The 19720-nt window shown below is 53.0% G+C and carries 17 protein-coding genes and 1 tRNA gene; 13 read left to right on the top strand and 5 right to left on the bottom strand.

The genetic code is table 11. The features are described 5' to 3' along the window. Positions 1-6: 6 nt before the first annotated feature. Positions 7-1371: a 2-hydroxycarboxylate transporter family protein gene (locus AWR26_RS03875; RefSeq protein ID WP_043956595.1), complete on the bottom strand. Its 1365-nt coding sequence runs from the start codon at positions 1369-1371 to the stop codon at positions 7-9. Between the two features lie 335 nt (positions 1372-1706). Here AWR26_RS03875 and AWR26_RS03870 point away from each other — a divergent pair, with 335 nt between their 5' ends. Continuing rightward, a complete protein-coding gene (locus AWR26_RS03870; protein ID WP_064563735.1) occupies positions 1707-3344 on the top strand; it encodes an ATP-binding protein in 1638 nt (545 codons plus the stop codon). After that, the gene (locus AWR26_RS03865) at positions 3334-4026 is read left to right on the top strand and encodes a response regulator (protein WP_064563733.1); all 693 of its coding nucleotides are present in this window, start codon (positions 3334-3336) and stop codon (positions 4024-4026) included. Before AWR26_RS03870 ends, AWR26_RS03865 begins: the two co-directional genes overlap by 11 nt. Positions 4027-4056: 30 nt before the next feature. On the opposite strand, the gene AWR26_RS03860 is transcribed toward AWR26_RS03865, so the two are convergent. Further along, complete coding sequence (locus AWR26_RS03860) at positions 4057-6192, bottom strand: ornithine decarboxylase (RefSeq protein ID WP_064563731.1); 2136 nt, start codon at positions 6190-6192, stop codon at positions 4057-4059. 399 nt (positions 6193-6591) lie between these two features. On the opposite strand from AWR26_RS03860, the gene AWR26_RS03855 reads away from it, so the two are divergent. Together AWR26_RS03855 and AWR26_RS03850 are read left to right on the top strand one after the other, a co-directional pair. Then, entirely contained in the window at positions 6592-7308 is a 717-nt protein-coding gene (locus tag AWR26_RS03855; RefSeq protein ID WP_064563729.1) for a DUF554 domain-containing protein, read from the top strand. A 105-nt stretch (positions 7309-7413) separates the two neighbouring features. Continuing rightward, positions 7414-7489 (top strand) — tRNA-Phe (locus AWR26_RS03850). Between the two features lie 60 nt (positions 7490-7549). Here AWR26_RS03850 and AWR26_RS03845 read toward each other — a convergent pair. Next, positions 7550-8473: a LysR family transcriptional regulator gene (locus tag AWR26_RS03845; RefSeq protein WP_064563726.1), complete on the bottom strand. Its 924-nt coding sequence runs from the start codon at positions 8471-8473 to the stop codon at positions 7550-7552. A gap of 101 nt (positions 8474-8574) precedes the next feature. Between AWR26_RS03845 and AWR26_RS03840 the strand changes: the two genes are divergently transcribed. Continuing rightward, on the top strand, positions 8575-9333 hold the full coding sequence (locus tag AWR26_RS03840; protein WP_064563725.1) for an SDR family NAD(P)-dependent oxidoreductase: 759 nt from the start codon (positions 8575-8577) through the stop codon (positions 9331-9333). A 242-nt stretch (positions 9334-9575) separates the two neighbouring features. Here AWR26_RS03840 and AWR26_RS03835 read toward each other — a convergent pair whose 3' ends face one another. Together AWR26_RS03835 and AWR26_RS03830 are read right to left on the bottom strand one after the other, a co-directional pair. Then, entirely contained in the window at positions 9576-10436 is an 861-nt protein-coding gene (locus AWR26_RS03835; protein WP_064563723.1) for a hypothetical protein, read from the bottom strand. A gap of 111 nt (positions 10437-10547) precedes the next feature. Continuing rightward, positions 10548-11096 (bottom strand): RNA polymerase sigma factor, encoded by a 549-nt coding sequence (locus tag AWR26_RS03830; RefSeq protein ID WP_064563721.1) that lies wholly within the window; start codon positions 11094-11096, stop codon positions 10548-10550. A 270-nt stretch (positions 11097-11366) separates the two neighbouring features. Between AWR26_RS03830 and sctW the strand changes: the two genes are divergently transcribed. The 8 genes from sctW to sctR are packed head-to-tail and all read left to right on the top strand — an operon-like array spanning position 11367 to position 19718. Continuing rightward, entirely contained in the window at positions 11367-12536 is a 1170-nt protein-coding gene (gene sctW / locus AWR26_RS03825; protein WP_064563719.1) for a type III secretion system gatekeeper subunit SctW, read from the top strand. After that, positions 12533-14626, top strand: coding sequence for a type III secretion system export apparatus subunit SctV (sctV, locus tag AWR26_RS03820; protein ID WP_064563717.1), 2094 nt, complete (start codon positions 12533-12535; stop codon positions 14624-14626). Before sctW ends, sctV begins: the two co-directional genes overlap by 4 nt. A 10-nt stretch (positions 14627-14636) precedes the next feature. Further along, positions 14637-15548: an FHA domain-containing protein gene (locus tag AWR26_RS03815; protein ID WP_064563716.1), complete on the top strand. Its 912-nt coding sequence runs from the start codon at positions 14637-14639 to the stop codon at positions 15546-15548. After that, complete coding sequence (gene sctN, locus AWR26_RS03810) at positions 15548-16903, top strand: type III secretion system ATPase SctN (protein WP_139227929.1); 1356 nt, start codon at positions 15548-15550, stop codon at positions 16901-16903. The genes AWR26_RS03815 and sctN overlap by 1 nt, the downstream gene beginning before the upstream one ends. Next, positions 16887-17354, top strand: a complete 468-nt coding sequence (locus tag AWR26_RS03805) for a hypothetical protein (protein WP_064563712.1) — start codon at positions 16887-16889, stop codon at positions 17352-17354. The genes sctN and AWR26_RS03805 overlap by 17 nt, the downstream gene beginning before the upstream one ends. Then, on the top strand, positions 17351-17971 hold the full coding sequence (locus AWR26_RS03800; RefSeq protein WP_064563710.1) for a type III secretion system HrpP C-terminal domain-containing protein: 621 nt from the start codon (positions 17351-17353) through the stop codon (positions 17969-17971). The genes AWR26_RS03805 and AWR26_RS03800 overlap by 4 nt, the downstream gene beginning before the upstream one ends. Continuing rightward, the gene (locus AWR26_RS03795; RefSeq protein WP_064563708.1) at positions 17968-19056 is read left to right on the top strand and encodes a FliM/FliN family flagellar motor switch protein; all 1089 of its coding nucleotides are present in this window, start codon (positions 17968-17970) and stop codon (positions 19054-19056) included. The genes AWR26_RS03800 and AWR26_RS03795 overlap by 4 nt, the downstream gene beginning before the upstream one ends. Next, positions 19053-19718 (top strand): type III secretion system export apparatus subunit SctR, encoded by a 666-nt coding sequence (gene sctR, locus AWR26_RS03790; RefSeq protein ID WP_064563706.1) that lies wholly within the window; start codon positions 19053-19055, stop codon positions 19716-19718. The genes AWR26_RS03795 and sctR overlap by 4 nt, the downstream gene beginning before the upstream one ends. Positions 19719-19720: the final 2 nt, after the last annotated feature.

Below are 19720 nucleotides of genomic sequence, written 5' to 3'. Positions count from 1 at the left end.
CTTGAATCAAACGAGGAAATTGCCGAGCACCAACAGCGATACCGAGACGTTGATCGCGCCGCCGATACGGGTAGCGATCTGCGCGAACGGCATCAGGCTCATGCGGTTACCCGCTGTCAGGATGGCAACATCCCCTGTACCGCCCTGGCCGCTCTGGCAGCAGGAAACGATGGCCACATCAATCGGATGCATGCCGATCTTTTTGCCCACGAAAAAGCCGGTGGCAACCAGTGCGGAAACGGTACTCACGATCACCAGCAGGTTGTCGATGGTGAATGCGTGAACCAGCTCTTCCCATGGCGTGATAGCCACACCGACGGCGAAGAGGATGGGATAGGTAACGGAGGTCTGGAAGAATTTGTAGACCACCTGAGAGCCTTCCAGCAGGCGCGGAGAGACGCCGTGTGCCAGCTTGATCAGAACGGCAACGAACAGCATACCGACCGGCGCAGGCAAGCCAATCAGCTTGTGGCCGAGCATGCCGATCATGTACAGCAGCACAGCCAGCAGCGCGCCAGCCGCGATAGTGGTGACATCGGTTTTACCAGAGAAAGCCGGTGCAGCCGGTGCCTGCTCATCACTGTTGCTGCGATTCGGCATTAACTGCCCTTCACCGGTCAGGTGCGGGAAGCGTTTACCCAACTGATTCAGACAGCCAGAAATGATGATGGCAGTCAGGCCGCCGAGCATAACCATTGGCAATACGCGACCGAGCGCAACACCCTGATCCATATGCAGCAGCGTCGCATAACCGATGGAGAGCGGGATCGCCCCTTCACCGACACCACCCGCCATGATCGGCAGAATGATAAAGAAGAAGATCTGGAACGGCTCCATACCGAGCGCCAGGCCGACACCCATCCCCACCAGCATGCCGACGATTTCGCCGCACAGCATCGGGAAGAAGATACGCAGGAAGCCCTGGATCAGCGTGGTGCGGTTCATGCTCATGATGCTGCCGACAATGATGCAGCAGATGTAGAGATAAAGAATGTTGGTGGATTTGTAGAACTTGGTGGTGGATTCCACGACCACATCCGGCAGCAGGCCGTAGTAAACCATCGCCGACGGAATAAAGGTGGCGCAAATGGCCGCCGCACCCAGTTTGCCGACGATCGGCAGACGTTTGCCGAACTCACCGCAGGCAAAACCGAAGAATGCCAGCGTGGCTACCATCACCACGATATCGCTCGGTAACTTACCGCCCAGGCAGTCAACGGCAATTAATGCACCGGCTAACAGGAATAATGGCAGCGGAATAATCCCAATTTTCCAGGTATCCATAATGTGCCACCATTTTTCTTTCAGTGGTTTCTTTTGAATCTCAAGCGATTCAGAGGTAACAGAGAATGAATCGTCAGTTGTGCTCATAATTAAGCCCCTTGGTTATTTTGTGCGTACAGAGTAAAGGGCTAAAAACGTACTTTATGTGAGGGAATGCATAATAAAATCGTTGTTTTAATGGCACCTATGGTTTTTATGGTTTCTTTTATTTTGTGTGATTCATCGCTTATTTATTGCCGTGGTTTTTATGGTTTTTATATATAGAAATACAACTTAATAACATTTCCAAAAAAGAATATTTAACAGGACGTTTTTAAGCAGCAGACCACGCTGTGCAAGGGATCACAAGTTTCCAGTAAACTCCGCACGCATGTTAGAAAAGATGCTACATTGGCGCATTGTTGGCTGCCGTGCGTGATGTCATGAAAGTCTCTTTCCAAATCAAACTTTTTATTTCACTGGTGCTTTTTTTCTCCGGTCTCTTCGTTTTATTAGGCGTTTATTATTACAAGGACGTTGGTCGCCAGCTATACCAGGAGATGAGCGCAAGAGCCAAAATACAGGCGGAAGAAATAGCGATCATTCCGAATTTACGCCAGTCGGTTGCCAATAAAGATATTCGAGCCATCGCGCAATTTATGCATAAAGTAGTGGCGCACAGCGATGCAAGCTTTATTGTTATCGGCGATGACAAAGGGCTGCATCTATTTCACTCAGTGCATTCTGATGTCGTCGGAAAAACGTTGATTGGCGGCGACAATGCCGAGGTACTACAGGGAAAAAGTACAACGACCATTCGCAAAGGAGGGCTGGGGATTTCACTACGCAGCAAAGCGCCAATATTTGATGATACCGGGCATGTGGTGGGGATTGTTTCCGTCGGCTACCTGACCAGCTATCTCGACACGATCACTCTGGGTAAAGTGATCAACATTTTTATCGCCGCAGTGCTGTTACTGGTAGCACTGTTTGTTTTTTCCTGGTTTTTTACCCGCAGTATCAAAAAGCAGATCTTCTCACTGGAGCCGCGCGAAATTGGCCTGCTGGTGCGCCAGCAGAAAGCGATGATGGAGTCGATCTACGAAGGGGTAATCGCCATTGATAGCGAATTGCGTATCGAGGTGATTAACCAGGCGGCGCGTAAACTGTTGGGTTTAAGCCAGCCGACGCGCGCGCTGCGCGGGCAAACCATCGCCGAAGTCATTGCGCCAGTGCCTTTTTTCGCCCGTAAGGTGATGCTGGAGAATGACACGCACGATGAGATTTGCCGGTTCAACCAGCTGACGGTTATCGCCAGCCGGGTGCGCATTATGCTGGAGAATAAGTTGCAGGGATGGGTGATCACCTTCCGCGACCGCAATGAGATCGACAGCCTGAGCGCGCAACTGAGCCAGGTAAAACGCTATGTCGATAACCTGCGCATTATGCGACATGAGCAACTCAACCGCATGGCCACGCTGTCGGGGCTGCTGCACATGGAGCGTTACGACGACGCCATTCGCTATATTCAGGCGCAGTCAGAGCATGCACAGGAGCTGCTGGACTTTATCTCATCGCACTTTAGTTCGCCGACATTGTGCGGGCTGCTGTTGGGTAAAGCGGCGCGCGCCCGCGAAAAAGGCGTCGAACTGGCGTTTGATCCATCGTGCCGAATGGATCGCCCCAGCCGTGCGCTGGGCGAGGCGGAGTTAATTTCGATCATCGGCAACCTGTTGGATAACGCCATTGAAGCGACACAGCGCGCAGAGTTGCCGCACGAGCCGGTCGAGGTGCTGATCCTGCAGCATGAACACGAGTTGATTATTGAGGTGGCGGATCGCGGCGTGGGGATCACGCCGGAAATCCGCGAGCACATTTTTGAGCGCGGGATAACCACCAAACGCCGTGGCGATCATGGCATCGGGCTGTACCTGATCGCCAATTATGTCGCGCATGTCGGCGGGTCGATTGAGGTCTCGGCCAACGAACCGCGCGGTACCATTTTCTCTTTGTTTATTCCTGAAACGGGCAACGTACTGCGTCCCGTACCGACCCTGGAAGATCAGAATTATGCAACATGAACTGATAGACGTGCTGATAGTGGAAGATGAACACGCCCTTGCGCAGCTTCATGCGGAGCTTATCGGCAAGCATCCGCGCTTGCGGCTGGTGGGGATCGCCTCGTCGCTGGCGGATGCAAAAATCATGCTGGACAGCATGCAACCGCAGCTGGTTCTGCTGGATAACTATCTGCCGGATGGCAAAGGCATTACGCTGATTAGCGATACGCAAATTATCCGCGCCAACTGCTCAGTCATTTTTATTACCGCTGCCAGCGATATGGATACCTGTAGCCAGGCGATCCGCAATGGCGCGTTCGACTATATCCTCAAACCGGTGTCGTGGAAGCGGTTGAGCCAGTCGCTGGAGCGCTTTGTGCAGTTTGCAGATCAGCAGCGGGTGTGGAAAATCGTCGATCAGCAAAACGTCGATTCACTCTATCAATTGCAGGCCAAAAACTATCGCCAGGACAATGGCAGCAAGGGCATTGAGGAGAACACGCTGGCGCTGGTACAAAAGCTGTTTGCCGACGCTGCCGAACGCTGCTTTTCCGTTGATGAGGTGGTCAGTGAAACGGGATTAAGTAAAACCACCACCCGTCGCTACCTCGAACATTGTGTGGAAGCTGGTTTTCTGGTGGTCGAGATGCAGTACGGAAAAATCGGCCACCCGCGCCGTATGTATCGCCGGGTGGCCGCTTAATGCTGTCCCTTATCAGACAAGGGAGCGAGGTTACTTCAGCACATAGCCGTACAGGCGTTTGATCCCGTCGGCATCGGTTTCGGAATAGACGCCCTGCAACTCCGGTGAAAAGCCCGGTAGCAGATTGACGCCTTCTTCCAGCACCAGGAAGTAGCGCTGGACGGCCCCGCCCCACACTTCACCCGGCACCACGCACAGCACGCCCGGCGGGTAAGGCAGCGCGCCTTCGGCGGCGATGCGCCCTTCTGCTTCGCTGATACGCACCAGTTCAACGTTGCCGCGAATAAACTCACTGTTGGCGTCCTGAGGATTCATCACCACCGCTGGCAAGCTCTCTTTGCGGAACATCGCTTTTTGCAGATCCTTCACATCAAAGCTGACATACAGATCGTGCATCTCCTGGCACAGCTCACGCAGGGTGTAATCGCGGTAGCGCACCGGGTATTTGTTAAAAATGGTCGGCAGCACATCGGCGAGCGGCGTGTCATCCTCAATATGTTGTTCAAACTGGCCGAGCATCGCCACCAGCTGCGCCATCTTCTCTGCGCTCTCGGCTGGCGTCAGCAGAAACAGGATCGAGTTGAGATCGCACTTCTCCGGTACGATGCCGTTCTCACGCAGGAAGTGCGCCAGAATGGTCGCCGGGATCCCAAAATCGGCGTATTCCCCGGTTTCCGCATCGATGCCTGGCGTAGTCAGCAGCAGCTTGCAGGGATCGACAAAATACTGTTCGCGCGCATAGCCCTCAAAACCGTGCCATTTGTCACCCGGCTCAAAGCTGAAGAAGCGGCGTTCGCGGGCAATCACCTCGGTGGGATGATCCTGCCACGGACGACCGGCGATCTCTGGCGGCACAAAAGGTTTGATCATTTTGCAGTTGGCAATGATCGCCTTGCGCGCTTCGATCCCCAGCGCCACACACTCTGCCCATAGACGGCGTCCGCTCTCGCCCTGATGGATTTTGGCATTCACATCCAGCGCGGCGAACAACGGATAGAACGGGCTGGTTGAAGCATGCAGCATAAAAGCGTTGTTCAGCCGCTTATGCGGGCAGAATCGCGCCTGGCCGCGCAGATGGTTATCCTTCTTGTGGATCTGCGAGGTTTGCGAGAAACCAGCCTGCTGTTTGTGCACCGACTGAGTGACAAAAATACCCGGATCGTTTTCGTTCAGGTCCAGCAGCAGCGGCGAGCAGTCCGCCATCATCGGAATAAATTGCTCGTAACCGACCCATGCCGAGTCAAACAGAATGTAATCACACAGGCTGCCAATCTTGTCGATCACCTGACGGGCGTTGTAGATAGTGCCGTCGTAAGTGCCAAGCTGGATCACCGCCAGGCGAAACGGACGTGGATGATCGGCCTTATGCGGTGCGACATCGCGGATCAGATCGCGCAGGTATTTCTCATCGAAACAGTGATCGTCGATGCCGCCGATAAAACCAAACGGGTTGCGTGCCGCTTCCAGATAAACCGGCGTGGCTCCGGCCTGGATCAGCGCGCCGTGATGATTGGATTTATGGTTATTGCGATCGAACAGCACCAGATCGCCGCGGGTCAGCAGCGCGTTGGTCACCACCTTATTGGCTGCGGATGTGCCGTTGAGGACGAAATAGGTTTTGTCAGCGTTGAACACTTTCGCCGCGAATTTCTGCGCATGCTTCGCCGATCCTTCATGGATCAACAGATCGCCCAGTTTGACGTCGGCGTTACACATGTCGGCGCGAAAAACGTTCTCGCCGAAAAACTCATAGAACTGACGCCCTGCCGGATGCTTTTTGAAAAATTCACCGTGCTGATGGCCCGGACAGGCAAAGGTGCTGTTGTCCATCTCGACATACTGACGCAGCGTATCGAAAAACGGCGGCAGTAAATTGTCTTCATAATCGACGGCGGCGGCTTCCAGCTCCAGCCACTCCTGATCTTTGCCAGCGATAACCGCCGTAATGCCTTCCGGCATATCGACCGGCTCACTGGAGAACAAGAATACCGGCACGTTAAAACCTGTTCGTTTGAGCAGCGCCAGAATACCGCTACGACTCTCCGCCACTGTTATGACGACTGCCGCCACATCCGTAAAGTCGGTACTCTCCAGCGTCACCACTTCGCGGTGGGTGGAAAGCAGGGATACCAGCTCGCAGCTGACGGCAATTTTCATCGATTTCATAAGCACGAATACCCGTTTCAGGGGAGTAAAGGACCCCGGACGAAGCTGCAGCTTCGCCCAACGAACGTGTCTGACTGGAGCCAGCTCCAACCGCCAGACATCAGTAAAAGCAGAACGTCTCTGATCTTACTGTTGTCCTACAGTGAGCGTGCGTTACCCTCACCGCATGGTGAGTGAAGTAGGCGATAAAATGAGACGGGCGCCCATTTGCGCAGGCGCGCAATCTCTCTGGCTAACGGCTGAATGGTGCGTCATCAGGCGGCCCCGTAAGGTGGAAGAAAATTCGCGCAATCATGGCACCTTTCCCCCACTGGCGCAACCAACGCAGCCTCAACCGCGCATAAAAATGCTATTCTGCGCGGCATATTATTCAGTTATATGAAACACAGGAGTGATGGGGTGTTAACAGGTCCTTTTATCAATGCCGCCGCCGTATTGATCGGCGGAACAATTGGCGCCTTGCTCAGCCACCGGCTACCGGAGCGGGTGCGTAATTCAATGCCGTCGATTTTTGGCCTGGCCTCGTTAGGTATCGGCATCCTGCTGGTCATTAAGTGTGTGAACCTGCCAGTGATGGTGCTGGCGACGCTGGTGGGTACGCTTATTGGCGAGCTTTGCTACGTGGAACGCGGGATCAGCGGCGGTGTCAACGCGCTGCGCAATCTGGTGCAAAAACGCAAAGAGGGTGAAGCCAGCAGCGCGCATGAATCTTTTATTCAGAGCCTGGTGGCTATTATTATTCTGTTCTGCGCCAGCGGCACCGGGATCTTTGGCGCCATGCGTGAAGGGATGACTGGCGATCCGAGCATTTTGATCGCCAAAGCGTTTCTCGACTTCTTTACGGCGGTGATCTTCGCCACTTCACTGGGTTTTGCCGTCGCGGTGATTTCCGTGCCGATGCTAATTATTCAATTGACGCTCGCCACCTGCGCGACGCTGATCCTGCCGCTGACCACACCTGCGATGATGGGCGATTTCACCGCCGTGGGTGGTGTTTTACTGCTGGCGACCGGGCTACGTATTTGCGGCATCAAGATGTTTGCAGTGGCGAATATGCTGCCTGCGCTGGTGATTGCGATGCCCATATCCGCGCTGTGGACGGCATTTTTTGCCTGAGTCAGCGTACAGTATCAACAAAGTGGTGATAGATTGTGCAGTCCGCTGCGAATTAAAGAAATTTCGTTGACGGAGGGTGGGGAATCAGGTTTAATGCGCCCCGTTGCCCGGATAGCTCAGTCGGTAGAGCAGGGGATTGAAAATCCCCGTGTCCTTGGTTCGATTCCGAGTCCGGGCACCACTTCTTCAGAGAACCCGCCCAAAAGGCGGGTTTTTGCTTTTCTGCCTACGGTAAGCCTGCTTATGGCGTTAAGTGCTGATTGTGTGGATCTGCCTGAACTTTACCGGCAGAAAACGCCTCAAGTGAGAAATTGATAAAGGCGCGAATCTTGGGTGTCATTCTTTTATCCCGGAGATATAACAACCATACCTGCCTTTCTCGTATATGCCATTCCTGAAACAGGCGTACCAGCCTCCCTGACATTATGTCCTCCGACAGAAGTATTTCTGGCTGCATAACAATCCCAAGCCCTGATCGGGCTGCTACCCTCAGCGCCTGTCCATTGTTAATCGTCAGTTTACTGTGTACCGGGATTTCAATTTTTTCCTCACCTCTGCTCAGCTTCCATGGCGAACGGGACGACGTCGAGAGAGAAAGTAACTGATGTTCGAAAAGGTCAGAAGGATGTGCAGGTGTGCCATATGCTTGCAGATATTCTGGTGATGCACAGACTGCCATCCGGTATGGCATTAATGGTCTGCCAATCATACTGCTGTCATTCAGTTCGCCAATCCTGAAAGCAACATCGATCCCTTCATCAACCAAATCGATAACCCGATCGGTCAGCGTAATGTCAATCTCAACATCCGGTGCCATTTTCCTGTAACGCTGCAGCGCGGGTATGAGGCATTCGGTACCAAAAGATATGGGGGCTGTTAGCCGCAGTTTCCCACCAAAGGAGTGCTGCAATCCTTCAGCCTGTGTTTCGCAGGCCGCCACCCTTTCCAGAATGTCATGGCACTGTTCCAGATAACTGAGGCCAAAATCGGTCAGCTTTTGCTTCCGCGTGGTCCGGTTCAGCAGCCGCATTCCCAGCCGCTCCTCCAGTGCCGCTACATACTGGCCCACCATCGCCGGGGTAATGAGCAGCTTTCTTGAGGCTGCACTCATTGATCCGGATCTGGCCACTTCAGCAAAAACCGTCATCGCCCGGAAAAGATCCATTCGATACCTTTACTTTAAAGTCATTAAATATATAGGGCGATTATCCTTAAAAAACTATTTTATTACTATCCCGGTTGGACTTAATGACATCCGGAGAATTTATGAACAGATTGCGTTTCGTGGACAAAACCGTTGTGGTTACCGGTGCCGGTAGCGGGATGGGACGGGCAGCAGCAATAAGGCTGGCATCAGAAGGCGCAAAGGTTATGCTCCTTGGCCGGCAAGCAGAGATGCTCGAAGAAGTAGGTGATGAAATAAAACGAGCAGGTGGCCTTTCTTATGTTTTTCCCTGTGATATCAAAAGCGAAAGCCAGGTGAAAAAAACCTTTACCGCTGTTGCTTCTATTGTCGGGCAGGTTGATGCCCTGTTTGCAAATGCAGGGTATCTCGGGGCTTTTAAACCGCTGGCTGCAGCAGATATCGCGGACTTCAGTGAGCCTCTGGAAACCAATCTCAAAGGAACATTTCTGACAATCCGCCATTGTCTGCCCCTGATAAGGAGAGGCGCAATTCTGATCAATGCTTCCTGGACCACCGGAAGCGTGATGCCCGGCGCCGGGATTTATGCAGCAACGAAAGCCGCATTGCTTGCAATAATGCGTACCCTGGCCGTGGAATGCGGCCCCCGGGATATCAGAGTCAATGCGGTCAGCCCCGGCGTCATTCTCACCCCGATGGCAGCATCAGCACTACCCGAGGAAACCGTTAACGCGCTGGCTTCACGTTCATTATTACAACGCAATGGTGTTCCTGAAGATATCTCAGGAACAGTGGCATGGTTACTTTCTGATGATGCCAGTTATGTTACTGGGCAGGAAATTAGGGTGGATGGCGGTTTCACTCTCGGTGGAATGAGGTAACAGCTTTTAGATCAGGACCATGTGATGAAAATCATTTTTATGACATGGTCGCTGGTAATCACGGTGGTTTCCGCACAGGTGTGTGACTTTGCTCTACGGCTAAAACACTCTCTCGCGGCCTCAGCGCACGCGCGAGATAATCATCCATTGCGGATTTTATCTTTCCGGAAATGAATGAGTTGCTTAAGCGGGATGCTTACAACAGCAAGCTGAAACCCGCTTTTAAGCTGTTATCACAAAGCCTAACGTAAAACATTTCCCGCAAAAGCATCCGCATTACCGTGGAAGAAAGAATTGACTTCTGTTGTGGATGTTCTGGCGTTGGCAAAATCTTTGTATTTAATGATCGCGTTATTATTGAACCCCGATCTGAATTCACTTGCCCAGGTATTAAGGTACTCGGTAGAAGGAAAAACGTTATCAAATTGTCCGCCGGTCGGATCAATGGCAATTTTGACCCCCTCCTCAGGGCAAGCAACGACCACATAGTGTGTTTTAGGAACCGTATCGTTTTTGTTAAACCAGATATACATCGCTCTGGTAAAGTGCGGAATGTTTTGATAGTTCAGCATTTTTTCTACTCTTTGTGCGCAGTCAAAACACTTCTCTCGCGGGGAGAGCATCATCGACTGAATTTCATCATCGTTACTCATATAATTATCGATATCTTCAGGCGTTGATAACCCTGCTCCTCCTCTCAACCCCGTATAGGGTGCCAGCATCCAGACCGGTTTCCCGCTAAAGAACTCCTCCTTGCCATTAATTATTCGGCTTTCCGCCAGTGTGGTTTTCTTTAGTGTGGCAATATGCGCTCCGCTATGCGGATCTTTAACATGGAATTCAGCCGGGTTTTCAGGATTAAATTGCCCCACGACCTTGTTTTGATGGCCGTCACCCGATAAAAAAACAACAAAATCATAGCCAAAGGGTAATTTATCTCCGTTTTTGTATACCGCATTCTTTATCGGGTCGTCCTTTTCAGGAACCTCAGGATACGCGTCTGCTGCCGTGCAGGGGGGTGATTGATTCGTTTGAGTATTCTGAAAATAACTATTCGAATGATCGGAGAGTTGTGCAGCGGTAAAGTCAGCGGAAATTTTCATAGCGTATTCCTGATATTTAACAAATAAAGGGTGTAACTACGTCTTCCCGAAATACAAGTCTGTGTCAAAAATTTATTTACCTCCCTTCCCTGGATGGTTAACGACACGACATTACTCCTCCGACTTCCAGTCGACTTCATTTCTTAGCGTCTGGCGCAGTCGGGAAAGCCGGGATCGTACAGTGCCGACAGGAATCATTAATTCGTCTGCGACTTCCTGATAACTAATATCGTGATCGACAATCAACTGAAGGATCTGCTGATAATCCGGCGGCATCCGGGAAATATGTCCTAATACCTTTTGTAACGTATCTTTATATTCCGTAATATCATCAGGAAGATCGCTTTGCGTTAACACATTGTCGTTCAGTTCATCATGTAAATAACTTACTTTGAGTGACTTATAGTGATTTTTCACCAAATTAAGGGCAATACCAAACATCCAGGTTTCAGGTTTTGATAACCCTCTGAATCTATGGCAATTGCATAGCACTTCCAGCCATGTTGACTGTACTAAATCTTCCACATCAAACGTATTCGCGACCCGCTTGTGAATAAAATTATAAAGCCGCTTCTCATTTTCACGCATCAGAATCTCCCAATAGACAGGGTTTAAATTTCTCTCTGATGCTTCAATTTCAAAACAAAAAAGTGCTGACATAATTGCATCCTCATTATTAGCAAGCAAACCTTTTATAGCAAAAGACATGCCACGCCAAAAAATGAGCCAACGCGTTATTTTTATTAAGAAAAACAAATACCCATAAAATATTAATGAGAATAAACAAGCACACTTTGGCGCTTATTTTTACGCCATTTCTTGCACAACTCATATTAAGAAAAAACACAATGTAAATATTCCCCCGTACAGGGAACCGGGAAAGAAACGCCATTACACATCAATAAGCATACAAGCCGAGGCGTAAGTGCAATGAATATGAAAATCCCACAGCACTATTTCCACAGACAGCCGCAGGAACTGAGGCAGCAAGAGAGCCTGCTGGATGTGCTAAGCCCGGACGAAAAGAGCCAGTCCCGCGACTCCAGCGTGAGAACGCGGCAAACCCGCGTCGCCAGTACGCCGGGAGATATCGCCACGTTGCTGGCTGAAAAAAATGAAATGCAACACAAGCGCGATGAACAACGAGTCCAGAGCCGCAATCAGATTCGTCGTCGCATTGCTCTAACGAAAATCGAGCACCTCACCGATCTTTATCAACTGCTGGAGAGCCCTGATCCTACAGCCCGGCAACAGCGCCAACAGAAAATTGAACAACTTTTATCCAGCGATAACGCTCCTGACGCCGGGCAATGGGTTGCGGTGACAGAGGGCGATCCTGTGCTGGCAGATACGCTGCTGCGTGCCGCTTTGAGCACTGCACAGCGCCTGGGGCAACAGGAGAAAATGGATGCAATCAGCACGGCATTAAAAACGCTGGAGCAGACGTTTGAACAAGAGATTGGCGCAGGTATCAATACGGCAGAGGCAATCGCGGCATTTACTACGCATCCGGAACATAAACTGGCCATGCGCCAGCTTTACTACAGCGCAGTCATCGGCCAGCAGTCCGTGGAAACCCTGTTTGATGTATTGCTGGAAAAGTTCGGTAGCAGCCGCTTTGAACTGGCATTACACACCATGAAACGCGCACTGGCGGACGATATCGCCGCTCTCGCCCCCTCTTCGTCACGCAGAGCCTTACACCATATTGCCACTGCGCTGAATGACGCCGGTGCTATCAGTACCACGCTGGTGATGGTTAAGGATTTTCTTGACCATCTGAAAGGGAAATTCGCTGACGTCACCACGCCCACGGATTCGCTTATCCGTTCTCTGATAGGTATGTGCCATAACGGTTTTCAGTCTCACCAGTTAACGCAATTAGGCCCACAGATTGTTGGCCCGAACCCGCTCCATCAATCCTTTTTTTACAACCAATTCCTGATGTTGGTGGTAAAGCTCCCCTCCACGCTGTGGAAAAACGATCCAGCCGATCAACAACGGGCAGTAAAAATGGTGCGCACACTCACCAGTGAATATCGCGCCTGGGAAGAGAAGGCTCGCCCACGCGCAGCTGCGAGAGTGAATGAATCCCAATGAACATGTTGTTTATCGTCCTGAACAGGATCGCTATCAGCGCCATGCAGCGTTCGGAAATTGTCGGTGCCACTATCGCGCTGGCGGTGGTTTTTATGCTGATCATCCCGTTGCCATTACCGCTGATCGATACGTTAATCGCTATCAACATTAGCGCCTCGTGCCTACTGATTATGCTGGCAATGTATCTGCCAAAACCGCTGGCATTCTCAACATTTCCTTCCGTGCTGCTGTTAACCACGATGTTTCGCATGGGTTTGTCGATATCCACGACGCGCCAGATTTTGTTGCAGCAAAATGCCGGACATATCGTTGAGGCTTTTGGCAACTTTGTGGTGGGGGGCAACCTGGCGGTAGGGTTAGTGGTGTTTTTTATCCTCACCGTGGTGAATTTTCTGGTGATAACCAAAGGGTCGGAGCGCGTGGCGGAAGTGGCCGCTCGTTTCACCCTCGATGCCATGCCCGGCAAACAGATGTCTATCGACAGCGACCTGCGCGCTGGCTTAATTACCGTGCAACAGGCCAAAAGCAAACGTGAAGATTTAGCGAAAGAGAGCCAGTTGTTTGGCGCCATGGATGGCGCAATGAAGTTCGTGAAAGGTGATGCTATCTCCTGCCTGGTGATCCTGTTTATCAACCTGATCGGCGGCTTTTGCATTGGCGTTTTGCAATCAGGAATGGATGCCAGCGACGCCATGCATATCTATTCTATTCTGACCATCGGCGACGGTCTCATCGATCAAATTCCGGCATTATTGATCTCTCTGACCGCCGGGATGCTGATTACCCGTGTTTCCGGCGATGAAGAGGTGATTGATAACAATATCGGCCGCGAAATCACCCAACAACTTACCAGCCAGCCGAAAGCGTGGATTATGGCAGGCTGCGGTATGTTCTGCTTTAGTCTGTTGCCGGGTATGCCCACGCTTATCTTTTTCGTTCTGGGAGCCATTACCCTGGGCTCCGGCTTGTTTCAAATCTGGCGCGCGCGCATACAAGTACAACAACATTCCGTCCAGCAGATCGCGCCGGAAATCAACGGTGAAGAAGATCTGCGCACCTTTAATCCCAGCCGTCTCTATTTGCTTATCTTTCCCGCTTCCCGCGTCGACGATCCGGCAGTAACCGCGCTAGTCGAGGATATTCGCCGTCTGCGCAACCGCATTGTTAATCAGTTCGGCTTTACTCTGCCGGTATTCAATATCGAATACAGCCCGCAACAGGCGGAGGATGAGTTTCGTTTCTGCATTTATGAAGTCCCCAAAGTGATTGGTACGCTCATCAACGGGCGACGGATGATCGACAAAAAGTGGCTGCAGGAACTGGGCGATAACGCCGATGCGCAGCCAGGCGATGCGCTGAGAAATGAAAACCAGTGGCTATGGCTAGAGGAAACGCATCCGATACTGCAGCGTGAAGATGTGGTCTCCTGGGACGCGCATCAGATGCTGTTGGCGCGGATGGAAGAAGCGCTGTTTGCCAGCGGACCGCGCTTTATTGGCCTGCAGGAAACCCGGGCTATCATGACGTGGATAGAGATGGAACAACCCGAACTGGCGCAAGAGTTCCAGCGCATGTTTCCACTCCCCTTGTTCAGCGCCGTCCTGCAACGCCTGGTTTCCGAGCGCATCTCGTTGCGCTCGGTGAGAACGATCTCCGAATCGCTGCTCGGGCACGGCCAGAACGGGCGCGACATCGATATGCTGGTTGATCAGATTCGTATCGATATCAAAGAACATATCTGTCACCAGTACGCACAGAATAACAGCATGCAGGTCTGGCTACTGACGCCGGAAACCGAAGAGTTACTTCGCGATAGCCTGCGCCAGACGCAAAACGAGACCTTCTTCGCCCTCGATCAACAGCATTACACAAATTTGCGGGAGCAGTTGCGCGATATCTTCCCTCCATTTAGTGCGTTTAATGGCGTACTGCTAACGGCCCAGGATTTGCGAAGCCCGCTGCGCTTGTTGATTCAGAATGAATTTCACCATGTTCCGGTACTCTCCTTCGCCGAGTTGCAATTCAACCTCCAGGTCAGCGTGATGGGACGCATTGAGCTCAGCGATACGCCTGATTCCTTCGACGCATAAGGGGCCTATCATGTTTGAGCTACGAGTTCTGAATGGGTTACAGGAAGGCGCAGCACTGCCACTGAGCGGCAAATCGTGGTCAATTGGAAACGCTGCGGAACGGGAACTTCAGCTAACGGATAACGGCATTGAACCTCTTCACTGCCAGCTTGTATTGACGACTGAGGGTTGGAAACTCACCCCCTGTGCGGGCAGCGTTGGCAACCATCAGGGGGAAAAGAGTGATGTTCCGCTGCTGCTCCAGCCGGGCGATATTTTTACGCTGAATGGGATCTGGCTCAGCCTTGACGACGCGGCCACGCCGTGGAAAAAGGCTCCGCCAGGCAGCCCCATCAGCGCAGTTGCCGCGCAAGACAGCACGCCGCCAGCCACCATTGCGGTACCGGTGAGTTTCGCGTCTCTCCTGCCGCGCTGGGCACAAATTGCCACCATGGCGCTGCTGCTTCTGCTGACCGTCACTATCACCAGTTGGATTCTGCAACCCGGCATGGCGCAAGAAAACGCTAACGAATCCCTGAACGTCCGGCCGTTGCTGAAAGACAACGCCGCATTGCACCAGGTGCTGGTGCAAAAATTACGTGAACGCGAGCTGTGGCCACAAGTACAACTCATTTCCAGCAACAAGGGCATCACCCTGAGTAGCGAGCTATCGCAGGAGCAACTGTCGGTCGTTCGCCGCATGGTAAAAGCGATCCGCGATGAATATCAGCTTGGCGTCGCGCTGAATGACGATACCCGACTGAAAAACATTACCCTGCCGTTTCGCATTATCCAGATCACATCCGGCCTGCGCGCCAATATCGTCACGGAAGGCGGTCAGCGCTTGTTTATCGGAGACGAACGCGACGGATGGCGCCTGACCGAAATTACCAATGATCATGTGAAATTCGCGGGCCGTGAAAACATTACGGTGAAATGGTGATGAATATGACGGCACTGGAAAACTGGTTCCAGGAACGGCTAACTGCGCTGACTCAGGTGTCGGCGGTTTCAGCACAGGGCAAGATCACGGGTATTAACGGTATTTTGCTGGAAAGCCGTTTCCCGCAGGCGCGGATTGGCGATCTGTGTCGCATTAGCCGCTCGCAAGATACGGAAATCATGGCGGAAGTGGTCGGTTTTAACCCCAGCCATACCTTACTTTCCGCGCTCGGCCCTCTTGATGGCATCGCCCAGGACGCACGCGTCACGCCGCTGTTTCAGCCACACAGTATTGTGGTGTCAGAGCAACTCGCTGGCAGCGTGCTTGATGGTTTTGGCCGTGCGATCGATGAAAAGAGCCTCTCCGCCTTCGCGCTCGCCAGTGAGAGTGACAACACTACCCGCGTTCTGGCCGATGCGCCCTCGCCAACAGAGCGTCCCCCCATTGATACCGTATTGCCCACCGGTATTCGCGCCATTGACGGCATATTGACCATCGGTGTCGGTCAGCGGGTTGGCATCTTCGCCGGAGCTGGCTGCGGTAAAACCACACTGCTGGCGGAAATCGCGCGTAACACGCCTTGCGACGCCATCGTCTTTGGAATGATTGGCGAACGCGGACGCGAGCTGCGCGAGTTTCTGGAAAACGAACTGGACGCGGAGTTACGGGCCCGCACCGTATTGGTCTGTTCGACCTCCGATCGCAGCAGTATGGAGCGCGCCCGCGCGGCCTTTACCGCCACGGCTATCGCCGAAGCGTTTCGCGATCGCGGCAAAAATGTGCTGCTCATTATCGACTCGTTAACTCGCTTTGCACGCGCCCAGCGTGAAATCGGCCTTGCGCTGGGTGAACCGCCGGGACGGGGCGGTTTGCCCCCCTCTGTTTACACCTTGCTGCCGGGTTTACTGGAACGGGCCGGGAAAACGTCGCGCGGCGCAATTACTGCGCTCTATTCAGTGCTGATAGAACAGGACTCGATGAACGATCCGGTGGCGGACGAAGTGCGATCGCTGATCGACGGGCATATCGTTCTGGCGCGTCGTCTCGCCGAACGCGGCCACTATCCGGCCATTGATGTGCTCGCCAGCCTGAGCCGCACCATGGGCAACGTGGTGGAAAAAGAGCACGTCAGTGATGCGTCGCGTATCCGCCAGTTAATGTCGGCGTATCAGCAAGTGGAAATGCTGATACGCCTGGGGGAATACCAGCCAGGAAACGATGCCACCATCGATGCCGCAGTCCAGATGCAGGATGAAATTAACGCCTTCTTGCGCCAGGCCAACCATGCTCCCAGCGATTTTGCTCTCACCCGTCAACAATTACAGGAAGTCGCTCACCATGCGCCGTCACATTGATACTGAAACGCCAGCCGAAATCGATCCTCGCGAGCAGGAATTACAGCGCGTTCTTAGCGTGCTGTTGCCGATCCGTAAGCAGCGCCTGAACCGCAGCGAACGCCTGCAACGTAAGCAGAAACAGCAGCTACAGCAAAGCCAACAGACCTACCATCACGGTACACAACAGTTGCAGCAGAGCCAGCAGCGCTATCAGCAAACAGTGGACGCTTTTGCCAAAGCGCATCAGGGGAAAAACGAGCCGCAGAGCCAGTTATACGACGCGATAAATATTGAGCAACGGCAGCGAACCGACCTGCTGTGCCAACAACAGCAAGTCACCCTGCTGCAACAGGACATGCAGAAGCAACAATTGCTGACGGATGACGCGCAGCGCGAAGTGCAACGCAACCAGCGGGACGTCGAGAAAATCGAATATCTGCTGAACATCCACGGGGTGACGAAGCCATGATCAACAAACCTTCGGATCGCCATTTGCGCCGTCTTGCGGACTGGCACGACGCGGAACAAAACAGCGTATCCCCGCCCCCCGCCAGGAATGTCCCGCGCCAGAAATCGCCTGCCCGCCCGCAGCCACAAAGGGCTACGGTTCACAACGCCACGCGGACAGCGATGAAAACCCCTTCAGTGGTTGCGGATAACGCACCGCTGGGGCGCGACAAAGAGGCGTTCAGCCAGTGGCTCAACGCAGAAGATGCACCGTTGGCTCCGGCCACACCGTGGTTGCCTATAGATCCTGCTGCGTTACGCCAGCCAGCGCAGGAAATTGCGCCCCCGGAAAGCGCGCAAGCCACCGTGCTATGGCAACAAATTGAACCTGCCCTTAGCCAGAATCTGGCGGCGCAAGCAGCGTTTCCGGCCCGCTTCAGCCTACTGCTGCCGCTGTTGGGCGAGGTACAAGCCCATGTCGGCTTACTGAGTGATGGCGGAATGGATATTGCGCTCGGCTTTTCGCCTTCGTTGTATGACCGCGTGCGCGGCAGCGAACTGAGCTGTCGCGAGGCGCTGGCGCGCCGCACGGGGAAACGGATACGTCTGCGTTTTCAACATCAGGATACGTTGTCATGAAAATCGATTTACCACCGCAAACCTGGGACGAAGCCCGCGCCCGCCTCTGGCTTGGCAGCGGCTGGCGTTATCCGTTTACCCTCGGGGAGAGGCAAGGCGAGCTGTATCTGCTGCCCGCGCCTGAAAGAGACGAAGAGGGCGAACTGGCGCGTGGCTTTCACAGCGACGTCGGTCTGCTGTTCTTCAGCAATCCCTCGCCGCTGCTGACGCTTCTGGCTAACTGCCCGGCGCTGATGGGGGAAGATGACAGTAATGACAACTGGTACTGGCCTTTTTTCAGTCAGCAGCTCAGCCCGCAAATTGTCGACTTGTTTGGCCCGTTAACGAGAGTACTCACCGAGGCAAAAACGCCTCCTGGCTTAACGCTACGGCTGTATGCCTATCTTGGCGAAGAGCACGCCTGGAGTAATTTGCGTGTCACGCCACAGACATTGCAGCAACTGGCCAATCGCCCCGGCTGGCAACGTCGATGGAATACGCTGCATCAGGGCATACCGCTAAGTCTGCCGCTGATCATCGCTACGCTAACCCTCTCTGTACGCCAGCTTGCGGCGCTGCGTTGCGGCGATCTGCTGATGGCTGGGCGCCTTTTTTTTACGCCGCAAGGCCAGGGCTACGTGACGGTCGCCCGGCAACAATTTCAGGGGCAACTGACAGCCACTTTTACGTCAGGCGAACCCGATCGGTTTCTCATTACATTGAAAAAGGAGTTAACCATGTCTCACTCTCAGGAGCCGTTGTTACCGGAAGACGATCGGGGCGTTAGCGCAGCGGGAGCTGATGAAGAAAAACAAAATGTAAATGTTTCTGCGGAGAAAATGCCAGCACACGACGCCAGTTTTGACGAACTGCCGCTTGAGCTCACCCTCCGTTGCGGCACGCTGAAACTGACACTCGGCGAACTCCAGCAACTGGACGCAGGTTCAACGGTACTTGTTGAACATGCCTCGCCGGGAGAAGCCCTGTTGTGCCACGGCAATTTCCCGCTGGCAAAAGGCGAACTGGTGAATGTTAACGGTAGCCTGGGGCTGCAAATCACCCACGTTCTCTGCAACCGGCCGCAAGCGGCAGACGGCACGTTATGACCGAAAATATTAGTTCATTCAATCCGTTGGCACTGGCCATTTTACTCGGTGCGCTCTCGTTGTTGCCGTTGGCATTGATGATCACCACCAGCTTTCTGAAGATCTCAATGGTCCTGATGCTGACGCGCAACGCGCTGGGCGTACAGCAGGTACCGCCGAATATGGCGTTATACGGCATTGCGCTGGCAGCAACGCTGTTTGTGATGGCCCCCGTTTTTAACGGCATGCAGGAACGCTTCAAAGAACACGCCATCGACACCAGCACCGCAGAAAAGCTGGAAGATAGCCTGATGTATGGCATACAGCCGCTAACCTCGTTTATGAGCCGCAACACCGATCCTGATGTGGAGACGCATCTGATGGAAAACAGCCAACGTATGTGGCCTAAAAAGATGGCAGACGACGCGATACAAAACCGCGACAACCTGCTGCTGTTAATTCCTGCCTTTGTCCTCTCTGAGTTGCAAAACGGCTTTAAGATCGCGTTCCTGATTTTCATCCCGTTTGTGGTCGTGGATCTGATCGTGTCCAACGTCCTGCTGGCACTGGGAATGCAGATGGTCTCCCCGATGACTATCTCCCTGCCGCTGAAAATCCTGCTGTTTGTGATGGTCAGCGGCTGGACGCGATTACTGGATGGCCTCTTTTATAGCTACCAGTGAGG

Origin of the sequence: Kosakonia oryzae (assembly GCF_001658025.2) — a bacterium.
GTDB classification, from domain to species: Bacteria; Pseudomonadota; Gammaproteobacteria; order Enterobacterales; family Enterobacteriaceae; genus Kosakonia; species Kosakonia oryzae.
Note: the sequence above shows the minus strand (reverse complement) of the source record. Positions and strands in the feature narration are given on the sequence as shown.

Coding starts and splice junctions, on each gene's coding strand:
- AWR26_RS03875 (WP_043956595.1), bottom strand. CDS start 1,371: ATGAGCACAACTGACGATTCATTCTCTGTTACCTCTGAATCGCTTGAG.
- AWR26_RS03870 (WP_064563735.1), top strand. CDS start 1,707: ATGAAAGTCTCTTTCCAAATCAAACTTTTTATTTCACTGGTGCTTTTT.
- AWR26_RS03865 (WP_064563733.1), top strand. CDS start 3,334: ATGCAACATGAACTGATAGACGTGCTGATAGTGGAAGATGAACACGCC.
- AWR26_RS03860 (WP_064563731.1), bottom strand. CDS start 6,192: ATGAAATCGATGAAAATTGCCGTCAGCTGCGAGCTGGTATCCCTGCTT.
- AWR26_RS03845 (WP_064563726.1), bottom strand. CDS start 8,473: ATGGATCTTTTCCGGGCGATGACGGTTTTTGCTGAAGTGGCCAGATCC.
- AWR26_RS03840 (WP_064563725.1), top strand. CDS start 8,575: ATGAACAGATTGCGTTTCGTGGACAAAACCGTTGTGGTTACCGGTGCC.
- AWR26_RS03835 (WP_064563723.1), bottom strand. CDS start 10,436: ATGAAAATTTCCGCTGACTTTACCGCTGCACAACTCTCCGATCATTCG.
- AWR26_RS03830 (WP_064563721.1), bottom strand. CDS start 11,096: ATGTCAGCACTTTTTTGTTTTGAAATTGAAGCATCAGAGAGAAATTTA.
- sctW (WP_064563719.1), top strand. CDS start 11,367: ATGAATATGAAAATCCCACAGCACTATTTCCACAGACAGCCGCAGGAA.
- sctV (WP_064563717.1), top strand. CDS start 12,533: ATGAACATGTTGTTTATCGTCCTGAACAGGATCGCTATCAGCGCCATG.
- AWR26_RS03815 (WP_064563716.1), top strand. CDS start 14,637: ATGTTTGAGCTACGAGTTCTGAATGGGTTACAGGAAGGCGCAGCACTG.
- sctN (WP_139227929.1), top strand. CDS start 15,548: ATGAATATGACGGCACTGGAAAACTGGTTCCAGGAACGGCTAACTGCG.
- AWR26_RS03805 (WP_064563712.1), top strand. CDS start 16,887: ATGCGCCGTCACATTGATACTGAAACGCCAGCCGAAATCGATCCTCGC.
- AWR26_RS03800 (WP_064563710.1), top strand. CDS start 17,351: ATGATCAACAAACCTTCGGATCGCCATTTGCGCCGTCTTGCGGACTGG.
- AWR26_RS03795 (WP_064563708.1), top strand. CDS start 17,968: ATGAAAATCGATTTACCACCGCAAACCTGGGACGAAGCCCGCGCCCGC.
- sctR (WP_064563706.1), top strand. CDS start 19,053: ATGACCGAAAATATTAGTTCATTCAATCCGTTGGCACTGGCCATTTTA.